Source organism: Pseudolysinimonas sp. (assembly GCF_051954455.1).
Lineage (GTDB): Bacteria > Actinomycetota > Actinomycetes > Actinomycetales > Microbacteriaceae > Pseudolysinimonas.
In genome coordinates this window covers 35485-51343 of the sequence record NZ_JBQCHS010000034.1, presented here as the reverse complement: position 1 = coordinate 51343, position 15859 = coordinate 35485, and the positions used below count along the sequence as shown (strand labels likewise).

At 72.4% G+C, this 15859-nt stretch carries 18 protein-coding genes; 10 read left to right on the top strand and 8 right to left on the bottom strand.

Translation table 11 applies throughout. The features are described 5' to 3' along the window. Positions 1 to 12: 12 nt before the first annotated feature. From ACTHM3_RS14825 to ACTHM3_RS14805, 5 genes are read right to left on the bottom strand one after another with little or no spacing between them, the layout of a single operon-like run. On the bottom strand, positions 13 to 612 hold the full coding sequence (locus ACTHM3_RS14825; protein ID WP_440407097.1) for a histidine phosphatase family protein: 600 nt from the start codon (positions 610 to 612) through the stop codon (positions 13 to 15). A 35-nt stretch (positions 613 to 647) separates the two neighbouring features. Beyond that, positions 648 to 959: a TIGR04076 family protein gene (locus ACTHM3_RS14820; RefSeq protein ID WP_440407096.1), complete on the bottom strand. Its 312-nt coding sequence runs from the start codon at positions 957 to 959 to the stop codon at positions 648 to 650. After that, positions 949 to 2505, bottom strand: coding sequence for a DUF885 domain-containing protein (locus ACTHM3_RS14815; protein ID WP_440407094.1), 1557 nt, complete (start codon positions 2503 to 2505; stop codon positions 949 to 951). Before ACTHM3_RS14815 ends, ACTHM3_RS14820 begins: the two co-directional genes overlap by 11 nt. Further along, complete coding sequence (locus ACTHM3_RS14810) at positions 2502 to 3416, bottom strand: LLM class flavin-dependent oxidoreductase (protein WP_440407092.1); 915 nt, start codon at positions 3414 to 3416, stop codon at positions 2502 to 2504. Before ACTHM3_RS14810 ends, ACTHM3_RS14815 begins: the two co-directional genes overlap by 4 nt. After that, a complete protein-coding gene (locus ACTHM3_RS14805) occupies positions 3410 to 4600 on the bottom strand; it encodes an amidohydrolase family protein (RefSeq protein WP_440407090.1) in 1191 nt (396 codons plus the stop codon). Before ACTHM3_RS14805 ends, ACTHM3_RS14810 begins: the two co-directional genes overlap by 7 nt. 73 nt (positions 4601 to 4673) lie before the next feature. Between ACTHM3_RS14805 and ACTHM3_RS14800 the strand changes: the two genes are divergently transcribed. From ACTHM3_RS14800 to ACTHM3_RS14790, 3 genes are read left to right on the top strand one after another with little or no spacing between them, the layout of a single operon-like run. Beyond that, positions 4674 to 6134 (top strand): cryptochrome/photolyase family protein, encoded by a 1461-nt coding sequence (locus ACTHM3_RS14800; RefSeq protein WP_440407089.1) that lies wholly within the window; start codon positions 4674 to 4676, stop codon positions 6132 to 6134. 16 nt (positions 6135 to 6150) lie between these two features. Beyond that, on the top strand, positions 6151 to 7017 hold the full coding sequence (ftsY, locus tag ACTHM3_RS14795; protein ID WP_440407088.1) for a signal recognition particle-docking protein FtsY: 867 nt from the start codon (positions 6151 to 6153) through the stop codon (positions 7015 to 7017). Between the two features lie 3 nt (positions 7018 to 7020). Further along, complete coding sequence (locus ACTHM3_RS14790; RefSeq protein WP_440407086.1) at positions 7021 to 8046, top strand: TIGR03617 family F420-dependent LLM class oxidoreductase; 1026 nt, start codon at positions 7021 to 7023, stop codon at positions 8044 to 8046. Between the two features lie 181 nt (positions 8047 to 8227). On the opposite strand, the gene ACTHM3_RS14785 is transcribed toward ACTHM3_RS14790, so the two are convergent. Next, positions 8228 to 8743, bottom strand: coding sequence for a gamma carbonic anhydrase family protein (locus tag ACTHM3_RS14785; protein WP_440407084.1), 516 nt, complete (start codon positions 8741 to 8743; stop codon positions 8228 to 8230). 45 nt (positions 8744 to 8788) lie between these two features. Between ACTHM3_RS14785 and ffh the strand changes: the two genes are divergently transcribed. The 5 genes from ffh to rimM all read left to right on the top strand — a co-directional run bounded on the left by ffh (position 8789) and on the right by rimM (position 12767). Continuing rightward, the gene (gene ffh, locus ACTHM3_RS14780) at positions 8789 to 10363 is read left to right on the top strand and encodes a signal recognition particle protein (protein WP_440407082.1); all 1575 of its coding nucleotides are present in this window, start codon (positions 8789 to 8791) and stop codon (positions 10361 to 10363) included. 35 nt (positions 10364 to 10398) lie between these two features. Further along, positions 10399 to 11214, top strand: a complete 816-nt coding sequence (locus tag ACTHM3_RS14775; RefSeq protein ID WP_440407080.1) for an LLM class F420-dependent oxidoreductase — start codon at positions 10399 to 10401, stop codon at positions 11212 to 11214. Positions 11215 to 11398: 184 nt separating this feature from the next. Next, entirely contained in the window at positions 11399 to 11914 is a 516-nt protein-coding gene (rpsP, locus tag ACTHM3_RS14770) for a 30S ribosomal protein S16 (protein WP_440407078.1), read from the top strand. An 8-nt stretch (positions 11915 to 11922) separates the two neighbouring features. After that, positions 11923 to 12162, top strand: a complete 240-nt coding sequence (locus ACTHM3_RS14765) for an RNA-binding protein (RefSeq protein ID WP_440407076.1) — start codon at positions 11923 to 11925, stop codon at positions 12160 to 12162. Continuing rightward, positions 12159 to 12767, top strand: a complete 609-nt coding sequence (gene rimM, locus ACTHM3_RS14760) for a ribosome maturation factor RimM (protein WP_440407074.1) — start codon at positions 12159 to 12161, stop codon at positions 12765 to 12767. The genes ACTHM3_RS14765 and rimM overlap by 4 nt, the downstream gene beginning before the upstream one ends. 27 nt (positions 12768 to 12794) lie before the next feature. Here the strand turns inward: rimM and ACTHM3_RS14755 are convergent, their stop codons facing one another. Beyond that, positions 12795 to 13664: an endonuclease domain-containing protein gene (locus ACTHM3_RS14755; protein ID WP_440407072.1), complete on the bottom strand. Its 870-nt coding sequence runs from the start codon at positions 13662 to 13664 to the stop codon at positions 12795 to 12797. Positions 13665 to 13851: 187 nt separating this feature from the next. Between ACTHM3_RS14755 and trmD the strand changes: the two genes are divergently transcribed. Next, the gene (gene trmD, locus ACTHM3_RS14750; protein ID WP_440407071.1) at positions 13852 to 14541 is read left to right on the top strand and encodes a tRNA (guanosine(37)-N1)-methyltransferase TrmD; all 690 of its coding nucleotides are present in this window, start codon (positions 13852 to 13854) and stop codon (positions 14539 to 14541) included. Positions 14542 to 14565: 24 nt separating this feature from the next. Here trmD and map read toward each other — a convergent pair whose 3' ends face one another. Continuing rightward, positions 14566 to 15336, bottom strand: a complete 771-nt coding sequence (gene map, locus ACTHM3_RS14745) for a type I methionyl aminopeptidase (protein WP_440407069.1) — start codon at positions 15334 to 15336, stop codon at positions 14566 to 14568. Positions 15337 to 15492: 156 nt separating this feature from the next. Here map and rplS point away from each other — a divergent pair, with 156 nt between their 5' ends. Beyond that, positions 15493 to 15840, top strand: coding sequence for a 50S ribosomal protein L19 (rplS, locus tag ACTHM3_RS14740; protein WP_440407068.1), 348 nt, complete (start codon positions 15493 to 15495; stop codon positions 15838 to 15840). Positions 15841 to 15859 lie beyond the last annotated feature (19 nt).

Genomic DNA, 15859 nt, shown 5'->3' with positions numbered 1-15859 from the left:
CTGGCGGACCGCCTACCCGGCCATCCCGGGCCAGTGACGCCCTTCGTCGTCGGCCGCCTCGCACGGCTCCCCGTTCACGGTGAGCACGTCCCAGCGCCCGTCGATGCGCTCGGCGGTGGAGACAGTGCCGTTCAGGATCCCGGCGATCGGATGCCCCGCGAGCGACGCGAGCGTGTACCGGATCAGCGTGCCGTGCGCCACGATCACGACCTGCTGCTCGCCGTACGCGTCGGCGATCTCGTCGAGGGCCCGGCGACCGCGGGTCGCCACCTCGTCGAGGGTCTCGGCGCCGGGGTAGTCGCGGTGCGGGTGCGCCGCGACCGCCGCGCTCGAAGAGGTGCCCTCGAGCGCTCCGTAGTCGCGCTCCACCAGGTCCGGGTACGACGGACCGAGCTCAAGGCCGAGGTCGCGGGCGATGATCTCCGCGGTCTCCCGCGCCCGCGACAGGGGGGAGCTGACGATCGCATGCCAGGTGCCGACGGCCGCGAGCGCGCCGGCGGCCGCGTGCGCCTGCGCCCGTCCGGCGTCGTTCAGCGGGATGTCGCTCGAGCCCTGGAGCCTGTCGTCGCGGTTCCAGTCGGTCTGGCCATGCCGGATGAGCGCGAGGGTCACCTCCCCATCCTCTCCTGGATGCGGCGGGGCGACCGTCACGTCAGGTCGTCGACCTCATAGCGGCGCGTGCCGGTGCGCTCGATCCGCATCGTCAGCCGCTCCTCCGGGTCGGGGCAGCACACCAGCGCGTCCCGCTCCAGCCAGTCGTCCGCGGCCAGGGCGCGCTGCTTCGCGGGCAGCAGGGGAAGCGCCGCCTGCAGCGCGAAGACGCAGAAGTGCTTGCCCTCGGGGATGCGCACCTGGCTGCTCTCGGTCAGCTCGAAGTAGTCGCCCACCGCGAGCCCGCAGACCGAGCGCCCCTCGATGCTCTCGACCGTGACCCGCAGGTCGTACAGCTCATAGCCCACGTCCGAGCACCTCCCTCAGCGGGCCGAGGCCCATCGGTCCGAGTCGCAGCGCCCGCATGTGGAACTCGCGGGCGTCGAATCCGTCGCGGGCCGCGGCGGCGGTCCGCAGCTGTCGCCACAGTCGCGCGCCGACCCGGAAGGCGAGCGCCTGCGCGGGCCAGCCGAGGAAGCGGTCGACCTCGAAGCGTGCCGTGGCGGCGTCGCACCCGGCCATCCGCTGCAGCAGCTCCACCCCGTCCTCGACGGTCCAGGGCGAGCCGTCGCGCATCGGGAACCCGAGGTGCAGCCCCATGTCGATGACGATCCGAGCGGCCCGCCAGCGCTGTCCGAACAGCATGCCGAGGCGCTCGCCGGGGTCCCGTAGCAGCCCGAACTCGTCGGCCAGTCGCTCGCTGTAGTGCGCCCAGCCCTCGGCGTAGCCGTGCACGTGCACCATCGACCGCTGGTACGGATGCAGTCCCGGCTCGGCCAGCGCGACGGCGATCTGCAGGTGATGGCCCGGCACGCCCTCGTGGTGGACGGTGGTGACCGCGTGCCACGTGCTCGTGCGCCCGTCGGCGGCCGGCGGCCACCACACGCGTCCGGGACGGGTGAACCGCGGATCGGGCGGCGAGTACGACATGACCCCGGCGGTCGTCGGGGGCGTGGCCGCCTGCGGTCGGCGGGCCTGCGGCGGCAGGTCGACGTGGACGCCGTCGATCGCCTCCACCGTCTCGTCGATGCGCCGCTGCAGCCATCCGGTGAGCTGGTCGTTGCCGAGAGCCCGCGCCGGGTCGGCGTCGAGCGCGGCGACGGCCTCCCCGATCGTGTCGTAGCCGAGCTCGCGGGCGACCTCGACCATCTCCGAGGTGAGCCCGTCGAGCTCGCTCCAGCCGAACTCGTACGTCTCGCGCAGGTCGATGCGCTCGCCGAGGAAGGCGCTCGCGGTGACCTCGTACAGCTCGGCGCCGACGGCGTCCCGCCGGGGCGCGCGCGGCAGCAGCTCGGTGCGCAGGAACGCGGCGAACTCCCGCGTCGCCTCCGACGCCGCGTCCGCGAGGCCGCGCAGCTCGGGCTGGTCGGCGACCAGGCGCGTGTAGAAGTCGTCGCGGGCGGGGTCGACCCATGTCTCGCACTGCTCCGCGGCCCCGAGCACCTGCCGGGCGGCGACGACCCGCGGCGCGGTCCGCAGCGTCTCGGCGTAGTCGCGGAGCGCCTCGGGCACGCGCGCCAGCTCGTCGGCGCGCTGCTCCGGCGCGACCTCGTCGAAGACTCCGCGGATCGCGTGAACGGGCGTCGCGAGCGGCGCCAGCAGCGCGGTCGTGAAGCCGGCGTCGTCGAGCGCGAGATCGGACGAGAGACGCTCGCGCAGCACCGTCGCGAGCACCGAGTCGTCGTCGCCGAGAGCCGCGAGCGCTCGGGACGCCGCCTCGTGCCGCGCGGCGAAGTGCTCGGGCGCGACGAGCGGCATGACGCGCTCGGGCGTCCGGCCCAGCGTCTCGGCGGCCGTCGGATCGAGCGGCGCCAGATCCTCCAGCAGCCGGTCCGCGACCTCCTCGGCGCTCACGAGTGCAGCTCCGGCAGCACGTGCTCACCCAGCAGCTCGAGCCCGTGGGTCGGCACGGCCGCGTGCGGCGTGCCGAACTCGATGCGCGAGGCGCCGGCGGCGACGCACTCGGCCGCGTGCGCGGCGATCTCGTCGGGGGAGCCGGCGAAGGTGAACTTGCGCAGCACCTCCTGCGGCACCGGCCCGTCGGGCAGGGCGACCGTCTCGTCGAGCGGGGCGACGACGTCGAGGTACATCTCGACCTCCGCGCGGGCGAGCTCCCAGGCCGCGGCGGACGACTCGTCGACCACCGTCACCGCGCCGGCGACGAGGCCCACGTGCGCGCCGCCGGCCGCATCCAGGCGCTCCCGGGCCAGTCGGATCATGTCGGGATTGGCGCATCCGCCGAGTTTCACCTCGTCGGAGACCCGCGCGGCCAGCGCGAGCCCGCGCGGACCCCAGGTGCCGAGCAGGACGGGGACCGGTCCGGGCGGGTCCTCCAGCCGAACGCCCGGCTCGAGCGGGAAGATCTCGCCCGGGTAGCCGCTGTCGTCGCCGGTCAGCAGGCGGCGCACGACCTCGATCGACTCCTCCAGGCGTCGCAGCGGCCGGTCGGCGCGGATGCCCACGCGGTCGAGCCACGCGCCGCGGGCGATGCCGACGTAGGCCCGCCCCTCCGACGCCGTCTGCAGGGCCGCGGCCTGGCCCGCGATCTCGACCGGATGCAGCAGCGACGGGTTCAGGCACGCGGCGCCGAGGCGCACCCGCGAGGTCGCGCGGGCCATCTCGAGCAGCGCGAAGATCGAGGGCTGGAATCCGAAGTCGTGGAAGACGGAGACGCCGTCGAATCCGAGGTCCTCGGCGAGCGCGGCCAGCTCGGCGTACTCGGCCGCGGTCTTGTCGGTCTGGAAGGCGACGGAGACGGCTACCACCCAGCGGCCCTGCCCTGATCGTCGCGGTGGACGACGCCGTCCTTCATGACGAGGTCGAGCGTCCGGAGCGCGGAGATGTCGCGGGTGGGATCGCCCCGCAGCACCACGAGATCGGCACGACGGCCGGGCGACAGCGATCCGAACACGTCCGAGGCGTCCAGCCACTCGGCCGGACGCGAGGTCGCAGAGCGCAGCACGTCGAGCGGCGACATGCCGGCCTCGACCATGAACTCCATCTCGCGGACGGTCGCCGTCGTGCCGTCGTACGGCTCGGCGGGCGCCATGTCGCTGCCCATCGCGATCGTCACGCCGCTGGCGATCGCGTTCTGCAGCGACTCCCAGTGCCGCGGGCCCGCCGCCAGTGCGCGATCCTGCAACCACTGCTCGACCCCGTGCCGCTCGAAGAACTCCCGGCTGCGCGAGACGACGATCGTCGGCACGTACCAGACGCCGCGCCGGGCCATCTCGTCGGTGAGCTCGCGACTCATCTCGTACCCGTGCTCGACGCAGTCGAGCCCGAGCTCCACCGCGCGCCGGATGACCGCGTCGGGCCCCGAGTGCGCGCACACCTTGCGGCCCCAGTCGTGCGCGGTGTCGATCACCGCCGCCATCTCCTCGTCGGTGAGCTGCGGGGTGTCGATGTGCTCGTGCTCCCCGGCGATGCCGCCCGAGATGCAGATCTTGATGCAGTCGGCGCCGGCCCGCAGCTGCAGGCGGGTGGCGCGCCGGAACCCGTCGGCGCCGTCGGCCTCGAGCGCGTCGGCGTCCCAGCCGTGCCCGCCCGTGCAGCACAGGGCGTGGCCCGCCGTGTAGATGCGCGGGCCGATCACCGCCCCCGCCTCGATCGCGCGGCGGAGCTTGAAGTCGGTGTACCCCGTCTCGCCGACCAGCCGCACCGTCGTCACCCCGGCCAGCAGCGTCGCGCGCGCCGTGCCGGCCATGTACAGCGCGAGGTCGACATCGGTCTCGGGCTGCGGCATCCCGGGCAGCGCACCCCCCAGGTGCACGTGCATGTTGACGAGGCCCGGGATGACGGTGTCGCCGCCGAGGTCGACGACGTGCTCGCCGTCCTGCGGCGCGAGGTCCGTTCCGACTTCCGTGATGGCGCCGTCGACCACCCGGATCGAACTGTCGGGCACGAGCGTCGTCCCGTCGAAGACCGCGCCGTTCGTCAGAAGACCCACGTATGCATCATGCCCGCTGCACGCGGGGTGGGAGCGCGACGCCCGCGTCGGCCCCGGTCCGTAGGGTCCGAGCATGACGCGCACGCGCTGGCTGCTCGCCGACCAGCTCGGCCCGCACTTCGACGACGGCGGCCCGATCGTCCTGGTCGAGGTGGTGGAGCTGTTCCGCCGCCGCCCGACGCACCGGCAGAAGGCGCACCTGATCCTGTCGGCGCTGCGGCACCGGGCCGCGGAGCTCGGCGACCGCGTCGAATACCGCCGCGCGGTGACCTTCGCCGAGGCGCTCCCGGACGGCGAGCTCGAGGTCATCGGCCCGACGTCATGGGCCGCACGCCGGCTCGCCCACCGGGTCGGTGCCGAGATCCTGCCGAGCCGCGGCTTCGTCGCGAGCGAGGAGGAGTTCGCCGGCTGGGTCGCGGGCCGCGACACCCGCTCTCTCGTCATGGACCGCTTCTACCGCTGGCAGCGGGAGCGGCTCGGCATCCTCATGGACGGCGCGCAGCCGGAGGGCGGCCGCTGGAGCCTCGACGCCGACAACCGTCAGCCACCGCCGCGCGGCGCCTCCGGACTCGGTCTGCCCGACCCGTGGATGCCGGTCGAGGACGAGATCGACGCCGAGGTGCGTCGCGACCTCGACGCACTCGAGGCCGATGGCGTCCGGTTCCTCGGGCGCGACGGACCGCGTCGCTTCGCCGCGACACGGCGCGAGGCGCTCCACCAGCTCCGCGACTTCGTCGACACCCGGCTCGCCGACTTCGGCCCCTACGAGGACGCGTCGCTCGCCGGCGACGACTGGATGGCGCACTCGCGGCTCAGCGTCGCGCTCAACCGGGGACTCCTGCACCCGATGGAGGTTGTCGAGCGCGTGCTCGCCGCCTCCCACGACGGCGCGGCGCCGCTCGCGAGCGTCGAGGGCGTCGTCCGCCAGCTCATCGGCTGGCGCGACTGGGTCTGGCACCTGTACTGGCACCTCGGTGAGGACTACGTCGCCCGCAGCAACCACCTCGACGCGCGCCGCCGGGTGAGCGATCCGTTCTGGGCGCTCGACGGCGCGGGTGTCGAGGCCGCGTGCCTGCATCACGTGCTCGACCAGGTGGGGCGCGAGGGGTGGACGCACCACATCCAGCGGCTCATGATCCTCGGCAACTTCGCGCTGCAGCAGCGGTACTCGCCGCGCGAGCTCACGGAGTGGTTCGCGGGCGCGTTCGTCGACGGCACGCCGTGGGTGATGCCCGCCAACGTGACGGGGATGTCGCAGTACGCCGACGGCGGCATCGTCGCGACCAAGCCCTACGTCGCCGGCGGCGCCTACATCGACCGGATGAGCGACTTCTGCGCCGGTTGCCCCTTCGACCCGAAGAAGCGGCTCGGCGACGACGCGTGCCCCTTCACCGCCGGCTACTGGGCCTTCCTCGACCGCAACGAGCGCCGGCTGGCCGGGAACCATCGGATGGCGCAGCCGCTCGCCGGGCTGCGGCGCCTCGCCGACCGCGAGCAGGTCGTCGAGCAGGAGGCGCACCGCACCCGCTGGTGAACCTAGGCTGGTCGCCATGGCTTCCTGGTCCCTCGGCGGCGCGCTCCGCGGCATGTTCGCGAAGCGCACCATCGACGACGAGACCTGGTCCGATCTCGAGGACGCCCTGATCGGCGCCGACTTCGGGCCGGACGTCACCGACACCATCGTCGAGGAGCTGCGCGGCAAGGTCGCCCGCTACCGCACGGAGGATCCGAAGGACCTGCAGCGGATGCTGCGCGAGACGATCGAGGAGCGCCTCGCCCGCCTCGACCCGACCCTCACCCTGTCGAACCGCCCCGCGGTCGTGCTCGTGGTCGGCGTCAACGGCGTCGGCAAGACGACGACGATCGGCAAGTTCGCGAAGTTCCTGACCAACTACGGCCGGAGTGTCGTCGTCGGCGCGGCCGACACCTTCCGCGCCGCCGCGGTCGAGCAGCTCGCGACCTGGGCGGAGCGCGCGGGCGCCTCGGTCGTGCGCCCCCAGCAGCAGGGGCAGGATCCGGCCTCCGTCGCGTTCCAGACGGTCGAGAAGGCGCAGCGCGACGGGATCGAGATCGTGCTCATCGACACCGCGGGCCGGCTGCAGACCAAGTCGGGGCTCATGGACGAGCTCGGCAAGGTCCGCCGCGTCGTCGAGAAGCTCGAGCCGATCGCCGAGGTGCTGCTCGTGCTCGACGCGACGACCGGCCAGAACGGGCTCAATCAGGCCGAGGCGTTCATCCAGCACGCCGGGGTGACCGGCCTGGTGCTCACCAAGCTCGACGGGTCGGCCAAGGGGGGCTTCGTGCTGGCGGTGCAGGAGAAGACCGGGATCCCGATCAAGCTCATCGGGCAGGGTGAGGGCATCGGCGACCTCGCCGGCTTCAGCCCGTCGCAGTTCGCCGCGCAGCTGGTGGGCTGAGCCGTGACTGCACCCTTCCTCATCGACGCGGGCGGCGATCCCGGCACCGACCCCCGGGCGTTCGCGGCCGGCGCGGCCGATCTCGAGGCCGCCGGCTACGACGGCATCTTCGCGGCCGAGACCCAGCACGACCCGTTCGTCTCGCTCACCGCCGCGGCGATGCGCACCGAGCGCGTCGCGCTCATGACCGGCATCGCGGTCGCGTTCGCGCGGAGCCCCATGACGGTCGCCGAGACCGCGAACGACCTGCAGCTGGTCTCCGAGGGGCGCTTCACGCTCGGACTCGGATCCCAGATCAAGCCGCACATCGAGCGCCGGTTCTCGATGCCGTGGTCGGCGCCGGCGGCGCGCATGCGCGAGTACGTCGCGGCGCTGCACGCGATCTGGGAGTCATGGCGCACGGGGGAGCGGCTCCGCTTCGAGGGTGAGCACTACCGCCACACGCTCATGACCCCGTTCTTCTCCCCGGGCGAGAACCCGTTCGGGCCGCCGCCGGTCTGGATCGCCGGGGTCGGCGCCGTCATGACCGAGACGGCGGGCGCCGTCGCCGACGGGCTGCTCGCGCACACCTTCACGACCGAGCGGTACCTCCGCGAGGTGACCTTGCCGGCGCTCCAGCGGGGCGCGGAGTCGGCGGGCCGGTCGCTCGAGACCTTCGGCCTCAGCATCCCGGCCTTCATCGCGGTCGGCGAGACCCCGGCCGAGCTCGACGTCGCGATCGAGGCCACCCGACGGCAGATCGCGTTCTACGGCTCGACCCCCGAGTACCTCGCGGTCATGGAGCTGCACGGCTGGTCAGGCGTGCACGAGACGCTGCACGCGGCATCCCGTCGCGGCGAGTGGGCGGAGATGGCGCGCGCCGTCGACGACGACATGCTCGCGGCCTTCGCCGCGGTCGGCTCGCCCGCGGAGGTCGCGGCGCAGCTCCGCGCGCGCTTCGCCGGCATCGCGACGCGGCTCTCCTTCAGCGCGGGCTACCCGATCCGCCCGGAGGTCTCCGCGGCGCTGCTCGCCGCCCTCCGCGCCTGACCCTCGGCGCCCACTCGGCCCCGCCGACCCCCTGCCCACCCACTCCGCATAAAAGCCCTGTGCCGCCACCGGCCCACAGGGCTCTTGTGCGGAACGGTGATGCCCCACCCGCCGCTGCGCGCCGGACTCGTCGCCGTGTGCGGTGCGGTGCGGTGCGGTGCCGTGCGGCGGGTCCAGGCGGTCAGAGCGCGCGGTGCTTCGCCGCGAGGTCCATGTAGACGGTCGCGTTGCGGTCGACGCGCGCCCGGACCTCGGGGTCCGTGATCTCCCCGCGCACCTTCGCCGGCACCCCGGCGGCGATCGCGTTCGCCGGGATCTCCTGCCCCTCCAGCACGACGGACCCGGCCGCGACGAGCGCCCCCGCACCCACGACCGAGCCGTTGAGGAGCCGCGCGCCCATCCCGATGAGCGCGCCGTCATCCACGCTCGCCCCGTGGATGATCGCGGCGTGCCCGATGCCGACGTGCCGTCCGATGCGCACCGGCACCCCGCCGTCCACGTGGATCACGGAGTTGTCCTGCAGGTTGCTGCCCTCGCCGAGCTCGATCTCGTCGAGGTCGCCGCGGATCACGGCGCCGTACCAGACGCTCGCGTTCGCGCCGATCCGCACCCGCCCGATGATCGTCGCGTTCGGGGCGATGAATGCGGTCTCGTGGATGTCGGGCACGTGGCCCTCGAACGGCAGGATGAGCGGCATCCCCCCACGGTAGCGACGGGCGCGGCCCTTTAGACTTGTCGCCTCATGGCCACCTTCGGATCCCTCTCGGATCGCCTCACCGCGACCTTCCGCAACCTCCGCACCAAGGGCAAGCTGACCCCGGCGGACGTCGACGGGACGGTGCGCGAGATCCGTCGCGCCCTCCTCGATGCGGACGTCGCCCTCGAGGTCGTCAAGGACTTCACCGGCCGGGTGCGCGAGCGCGCGCTCTCCGATGAGGTCAACAAGGCGTTGAACCCGGCGCAGCAGGTCGTCCAGATCGTCAACGAGGAGCTCATCGGCATCCTCGGCGGCGACCAGCGCCGGCTAGAGTTCGCGAAGAAGCCGCCGACCGTCATCATGCTCGCCGGCCTCCAGGGCGCGGGCAAGACGACGCTCGCCGGCAAGCTGTCGAAGTGGCTGAAGAAGGAGGGCCACACGCCGCTCCTCGTCGCCGCGGACCTCCAGCGCCCGAACGCGGTCACGCAGCTGCAGGTGGTCGGCGAGCAGGCGGGCGTGCCGGTGTGGGCGCCGGAGCCCGGCAACGGCGTCGGCGACCCGGTCAAGGTCGCGAAGCAGGGCGTGCAGGAGGCCGAGCGCCGGCAGTACGACACCGTCATCGTCGACACGGCCGGCCGCCGCGGCATCGACGCCGAGCTGATGAAGCAGGCGTCCGACATCCGCAAGGCCGTCGACCCGGACGAGGTGCTCTTCGTCATCGACGCGATGATCGGTCAGGACGCGGTGCAGACGGCCCGCGCGTTCCAGGAGGGCGTCGACTTCACCGGCGTCGTGCTCTCCAAACTCGACGGCGACGCCCGCGGCGGTGCGGCGCTCTCCGTCGCCTCCGTCACGGGGCGCCCGATCATGTTCGCCTCCACGGGTGAGGGGCTCGACGACTTCGAGCCGTTCCACCCCGACCGCATGGCGAGCCGCATCCTCGACCTCGGCGACATCCTCACCCTCATCGAGCAGGCGCAGTCGGCCTTCGACGAGGAGGAGGCGCGCAAGACCGCCGAGAAGTTCGCGACCGACTCGTTCACGCTCGACGACTTCCTCAAGCAGATGCAGCAGCTCAAGAACATGGGCTCCATCAAGGGGATGCTCGGCATGCTGCCGGGCGCGCGCGGCATGCGCGAGCAGCTCGACAACTTCGACGAGAAGGAGATCGTGCGCACCGAGGCGATCATCCAGTCGATGACGCCCGCCGAGCGCGCCAACACGAAGCTCCTCAACGGATCGCGGCGGCTCCGGATCGCGAAGGGCTCCGGCATGACGGTCACCGACGTCAACGGGCTCGTCAACCGCTTCGAGCAGGCGGCGAAGATGATGAAGACCGTCGCGAAGGGCGGGGTGCCGAACGTGCCGGGCATGGGGCCGATCCCGGGCGCCTCCTACGCCGGCAAGAAGAAGCAGCAGGCGGCGAGGAAGTCGAAGTCGGGCAACCCGGCGAAGCGCGCCGCCGAGAACGCGGCGCTCGCCGCGGGCAAGCCGGTCGGCAGCGCGGCGGCGCCGAGCGGATCGGGCTTCGGTCTGGGCGGCGGGCGCAAGCCCGACGCGGGTGCGGCGCCCTCCGAGGAGGAGATGGCCGCGCTGCAGCGGATGCTCGGCCGCCGCTGACGCCCCGCTCGACGGCCGCCGCCTAGGCTCGGAGCATGCCGTCCGAGAACATCCGCGTCGCGATCCAGGTCACCAACCAGCACTCGACGTACGCGGGCATCCGCGAGACGGTGCAGCGGCTCGAGGACCTCGGCGTCGACGTCGTCATGAACTGGGACCACTTCTTCCCGCTCTCGGGCGACCCGGACGGCCTGCACTTCGAGGCGTGGACCATGCTCGCCGCGATCGCCGAGCAGACGGAGCGCGTCGAGCTCGGCCCGCTCGTCAACTGCAACCTCTACCGCAACCCCGACCTGCAGGCCGACATGGCCCGGACCATCGACCACATCTCGGGAGGCCGGTTCATCTTCGGCACCGGGTCGGGCTGGTTCGAGCGCGACTTCACCGAGTACGGCTACGACTTCGGAACCGCCGGCTCGCGCCTCGACGCGCTGGCGACCGACCTGCCGCGCATCAAGGAGCGCTGGGCGAAGCTCAACCCGGCGCCGCTCCGTCGGATCCCGATCCTCATCGGCGGCGGAGGCGAGAAGAAGACGCTCCGGATCGTCGCCGAGCACGCCGACATCTGGCACAGCTTCTCCGACACCGAGACGCTCGAGCGCAAGCTCGGCATCCTCCGCGAGCACTGCGCCGCCGTCGGGCGCGACCCCGAGGAGATCGAGCTCTCGACCGGCGTCATGATGCGCCGCGGCGGCCGCGCCAACGACGGGCGCGGGATCGACACCGCGCAGCTCGAGCGGCAGTACGAGCTCGGGGTGCGGCTCTTCCAGACCGACTGCGACGGGCCGGATCACGACCTCGAGCCCGCCCGGCAGCTGCTCGCCTGGCGCGACGCGTTCCTCGGGCGCTGACCCGAGGTGCTCGGCTCGCGGACCCCGGTCCCCGGGCCGGCCGAAAGTCTGCCAGAATAGACCCTCGGTCCCGCCGCTCGACCCTCTATCCGGCGCCGGTGACCATCCCAGAGCTCTCTGCCGCGTGTGCCCCACGCGCACGGCCGCAGTTCACAACTCACTCACGCACACATACAGGAGAACCGTGGCTGTCAAGATCCGCCTCAAGCGGCTCGGAAAGATCCGCGCGCCGTACTACCGCATCGTCGTGGCCGACTCGCGCACCAAGCGCGACGGACGGGTCATCGAGGAGATCGGCAAGTACCACCCGACCGAGGAGCCGTCGCTCATCGAGGTGAACTCGGAGCGCGCACAGTACTGGCTCGGCGTCGGCGCGCAGCCGACCGAGCAGGTCACCGCGCTGCTCAAGCTCACCGGCGACTGGGGCACCTTCAAGGGCGACAAGGACGCGAAGTCCACCGTCAAGACCCGCGAGGACAAGGTCGCCTTCCAGGCCGACGAGAAGAAGAAGCCGGTCCTGAAGCCCAAGGCCGAGAAGGCGCCGAAGGCCGAGGAGGCCCCCGCGGCCGACGCCGCCGCCGCCGGTGCCACCGCTGACGACGCGGCCGCCGTCGAGCCCGAGGTCGCCCCGGAGTCCGAGGCCGTCACCGACGCCGAAGCGGCCGTCGATGACGCCGAGGGCTCGGGCGACAAGGAGTAGTACCGATCGTGCTGGCATCCGCCCTCGAGCACCTCGTCAAGGGGATCGTCGACCACCCGGACGACGTCCGCGTGCAGTCGTCCGACACCTCCCGGGGTGAGCTGCTCGAGGTGCGGGTCCACCCCGACGACCTCGGTCGCGTGATCGGCCGCGCCGGTCGCACCGCCAAGGCCCTCCGCACCCTCGTGACCGCGCTGGCCGACGGCCGTCGCGTGCGTGTCGACGTCGTCGACACCGACGAGGCGTGAGTCCCCGCGCTGAGGCCCCTCGGCCCGGAACCACGCAGCTGCGCGTCGCGCGCCTCGTCAAGGCTCACGGGCTGAAGGGCGCGCTCAAGCTCGAGCTCTACACGGACGATCCCGAGCGCCGGTTCCAGCCGGGCGCCACGTTCGCGCTCCAGGTGCCGACGTCCTCCGACTGGCACGGCAAGACCCTCGAGGTGCGGGAGCTCCGCTTCTACAACGGGCATCCGGTCGCATTCTTCGTCGGCGTCGACGACCGCAGCGCGGCCGAGACGCTCGTCAAGGCCATCCTCTGGGTCGACCAGGATGCGGCCGAGCTCCCCGAGGAGAAGGACGCCTGGTACGACCACCAACTGGTCGGGCTGCGGGCGCTCCGCGACGGGGTCGAGGTCGGTCGCGTCGCGCGCGTCGACCACCTCCCGGCGCAGGACCTGCTGGCTATCGCGACGGACTCCGGCGAGGTGCTCGTCCCGTTCGTGGCGGCGCTCGTCCCCTCCGTCGATATCGCCGCCGGCACGGTGACGCTGACGCCGCCGCCGGGGCTCTTCGAGGAGCTGCCGGACGACGACCCCGAGCCTCCGGCTGCGGGTCCCGCGGCGTCCGACGCCTGAATCGGTCACCCGACCGCCTGTCGCGGCTCAGATGCCGATCGCGGCGCTCCGCGCCACGCGGTCCCGCCCTCGAAGGCGGTGCTCCTCGCGCCCGATGAGGGTCAGCAACGCACTCTCGACCCCCGCCCAATCGTCGATCACGCGGCGATAGCTGATGCGCACGACGAGAAAGCCGCGCACCGTCAACTCGAGGTCGCGTCGCCGATCGACCTCGAAAGCCTCCGGGCTCGCGTGCCACGCCGCGCCGTCGATCTCGAGCACCAGACGCTCACCGATCAGAAGGTCCACGCGGCCGACGCCGGGCACGACGACCTGCGGTCGCAGTCGCACCCCGCGTCGGCCGAGCGCGAGCCGCGCGATCGTCTCCGTGCCGGACTGGCTCCGACCGTCGACGTGGTCCAGCAACCACCGTGAACGGCGACTGCGATCGAAGACCGTCGCCAGTGCCGATCGCGTGACGAGGGTGTGCTGCAGTGCTGAGTTCATGGCGATGACCGTCTCCATCGCGGACGCGCAATGGCTGAGCTGCTCCAGCGCCTCGAGCGGCGACTCGACGAGCCCATCGGTCTGCTCGGCGCGGAGCGTCCGGTGATGGATGCGGCGCCCCCGCTCCGATCGGCGGTGGGATCCGTCCCGGACCGCGACGTGCAGACCGTCCTCCCGCAGGACCCAGACGCCGTGCATCGCGAGTGCGGATGCGCAGGCGACCCTCCCGCCCGCCGCGACCGCCGACGCGACGCGCGGTTCAGCGAGAGGGCCCGCGAACCACCCGCGGCGCAGCCGTCGGAGCCGTCCAGCGGTCACCGCCGCGGCGATCGCGCGCTCGCTCATGCCCGCTGAACGGAGATCCTGGGTGGTCGCCAGGCCATGGCGGCTGGCATCGCTCGTGTGATGCATGCGACGAGGCTGCCGACCTCGCGTCGCCCGCGGGACGGCTCCCGCACTTCTGGGGACGTATTCGTCGGCGGCTGAGTGGGGAGGAGCGCCGGATTCGGCGTCTCCACCGCGAGCCACGATCGAGGTGCCGATCGCGGAGACGTCAGCGCCCGGCGAACACGAGCCAGGCGCCGACTACGCTCGACGGGTGCGGATCGACATCGTCACGATCTTCCCGGAGTTCTTCTCCGTGCTCGACGTGTCGCTCCTCGGCCGCGCGCGGGGCAAGGGCCTGCTCGACGTCGTCGTGCACGACCTCCGCGACTTCGCGCACGACCGGCACCGCACGGTCGACGACACCCCGTCCGGCGGCGGGGCCGGGATGGTCATGAAGCCGGAACCCTGGGGCGAGGCGCTCGACACCATCCTGACGCCGGCGTCCACCGTGATCTTCACGACGCCGGCGGGAGCCCTCTTCCGCCAGGCGACCGCGCGCGAGCTCGCGGACCGTGAGCACCTCGTGTTCTGCTGCGGCCGCTACGAGGGCATCGACCAGCGCGTCGTCGACTGGGTGCGCCGGGAGCACGAGGTGCTGGAGCTCAGCCTCGGCGACTACGTGCTGAACGGCGGCGAGGTCGCGGCGATGGCGATCGTGGAGGCCGTCGGCCGTCTGGTGCCGGGCGTCGTCGGCAACCCGGACAGCCTGGTCGAGGAGAGCCACGAGGACGGACTGCTCGAGTACCCGAGCTACACCAAGCCCGCCGAATGGCGCGGGATGCGAACGCCCGATGTGCTCCTGGGCGGCAACCACGGCGCGATCGCCGCGTGGCGGCGCCAGCAGCAGATCGAGCGCACCCGGCGGGTGCGGCCGGAGCTGCTCGACGATCCCGAGCTCTGAGCCGGTCGCGGCAGCGAGCCGCCGCTAGGACGCGCGCGCCGAGAGGACGACCGGTCCGTCGTCCGTGACCGCGACGGTGTGCTCCGCGTGCGCACCCCGCGAGCCGTCGCGCGAGCGCAGCGTCCATCCGTCGTCGTCCGTGTAGATCTTGTCGGTGCCGAGCATGAACCACGGCTCGATGGCGAACACCAGCCCGGCACGGAGCGGCAGCCCTCGGCGCGCGCGCCCGTCGTTCGGGATGTGCGGGTCGCCGTGCATCTCGCGCCCGACCCCGTGACCGCCGAAGTCCGTGTTCACCTTGAGCTTCGCGCGATGCGCGACCTCGCCGATCGCGGCGGAGATGTCGCCGATCCGGTTGCCGACGACCGCGGCCGTGATGCCCGCCTCGAGCGCGCGCTCTGTGGTCGCGATGAGCTGAAGGTCCTCGGGCCGGGGGGTGCCGACCACGATCGACAGGGCGGAGTCGGCCACCCAGCCGTCGACGGACGCGGCGAAGTCGAGCGACAGCAGGTCGCCGTCCTGCAGCCGGTAGTCGTGGGGCAGGCCGTGCAGCACCGCGTCGTTGACGGACAGGCAGATCACCTTGCCGAACGGCGAGGCGCCGAAGGAGGGGTGGTAGTCGATGTAGCAGCTCTCGGCGCCCTCTGACCGGATCATGTCGTGCGCGAGCGCGTCGAGCTCCAGGAGGTTGACGCCCACCGCGGCGGCGTCGCGCGTCGCCTCGAGGACGCGTCCCACGAACGCGCCGGCGGCCCGCATCTGCTCGATCTCGGCCGGGGTGCGCAGTTCGATCACCCCGCGAGTTTACGGGGGAGCCGGGAGTCTGGCATGATGGACCCTTGTGCCCGGCGGGCTCTGCCCCGGGGGAGCCGATTCTGACGCTCGGGCGCACATCCATTCTTCATCGAATCGCGTAGCGACCCGCGGCGCGCGCAGAGAGCGAACCACGCCATGCACATCCTCGACTCCGTCGATGCCGCCTCTCTCCGGTCCGACGTGCCGGACTTCCGCCCCGGTGACACCGTCAAGGTGCACGTGAACATCGTCGAGGGCAGCCGCTCCCGTATCCAGGTCTTCCAGGGCGTGGTCATCGGTCGTTCCGGCGAGGGCATCCGCGAGACCTTCACGGTCCGCAAGGTCAGCTTCCAGGTCGGCGTGGAGCGCACCTTCCCGGTGCACTCGCCGATCATCGACCACATCGAGCTCGTGACCCGCGGTGACGTCCGGCGGGCGAAGCTCTACTACCTGCGCGAGCTGCGCGGCAAGAAGGCCAAGATCAAGGAGAAGCGCGAGGCGTAATCCGCCTCGGACCTCCCAC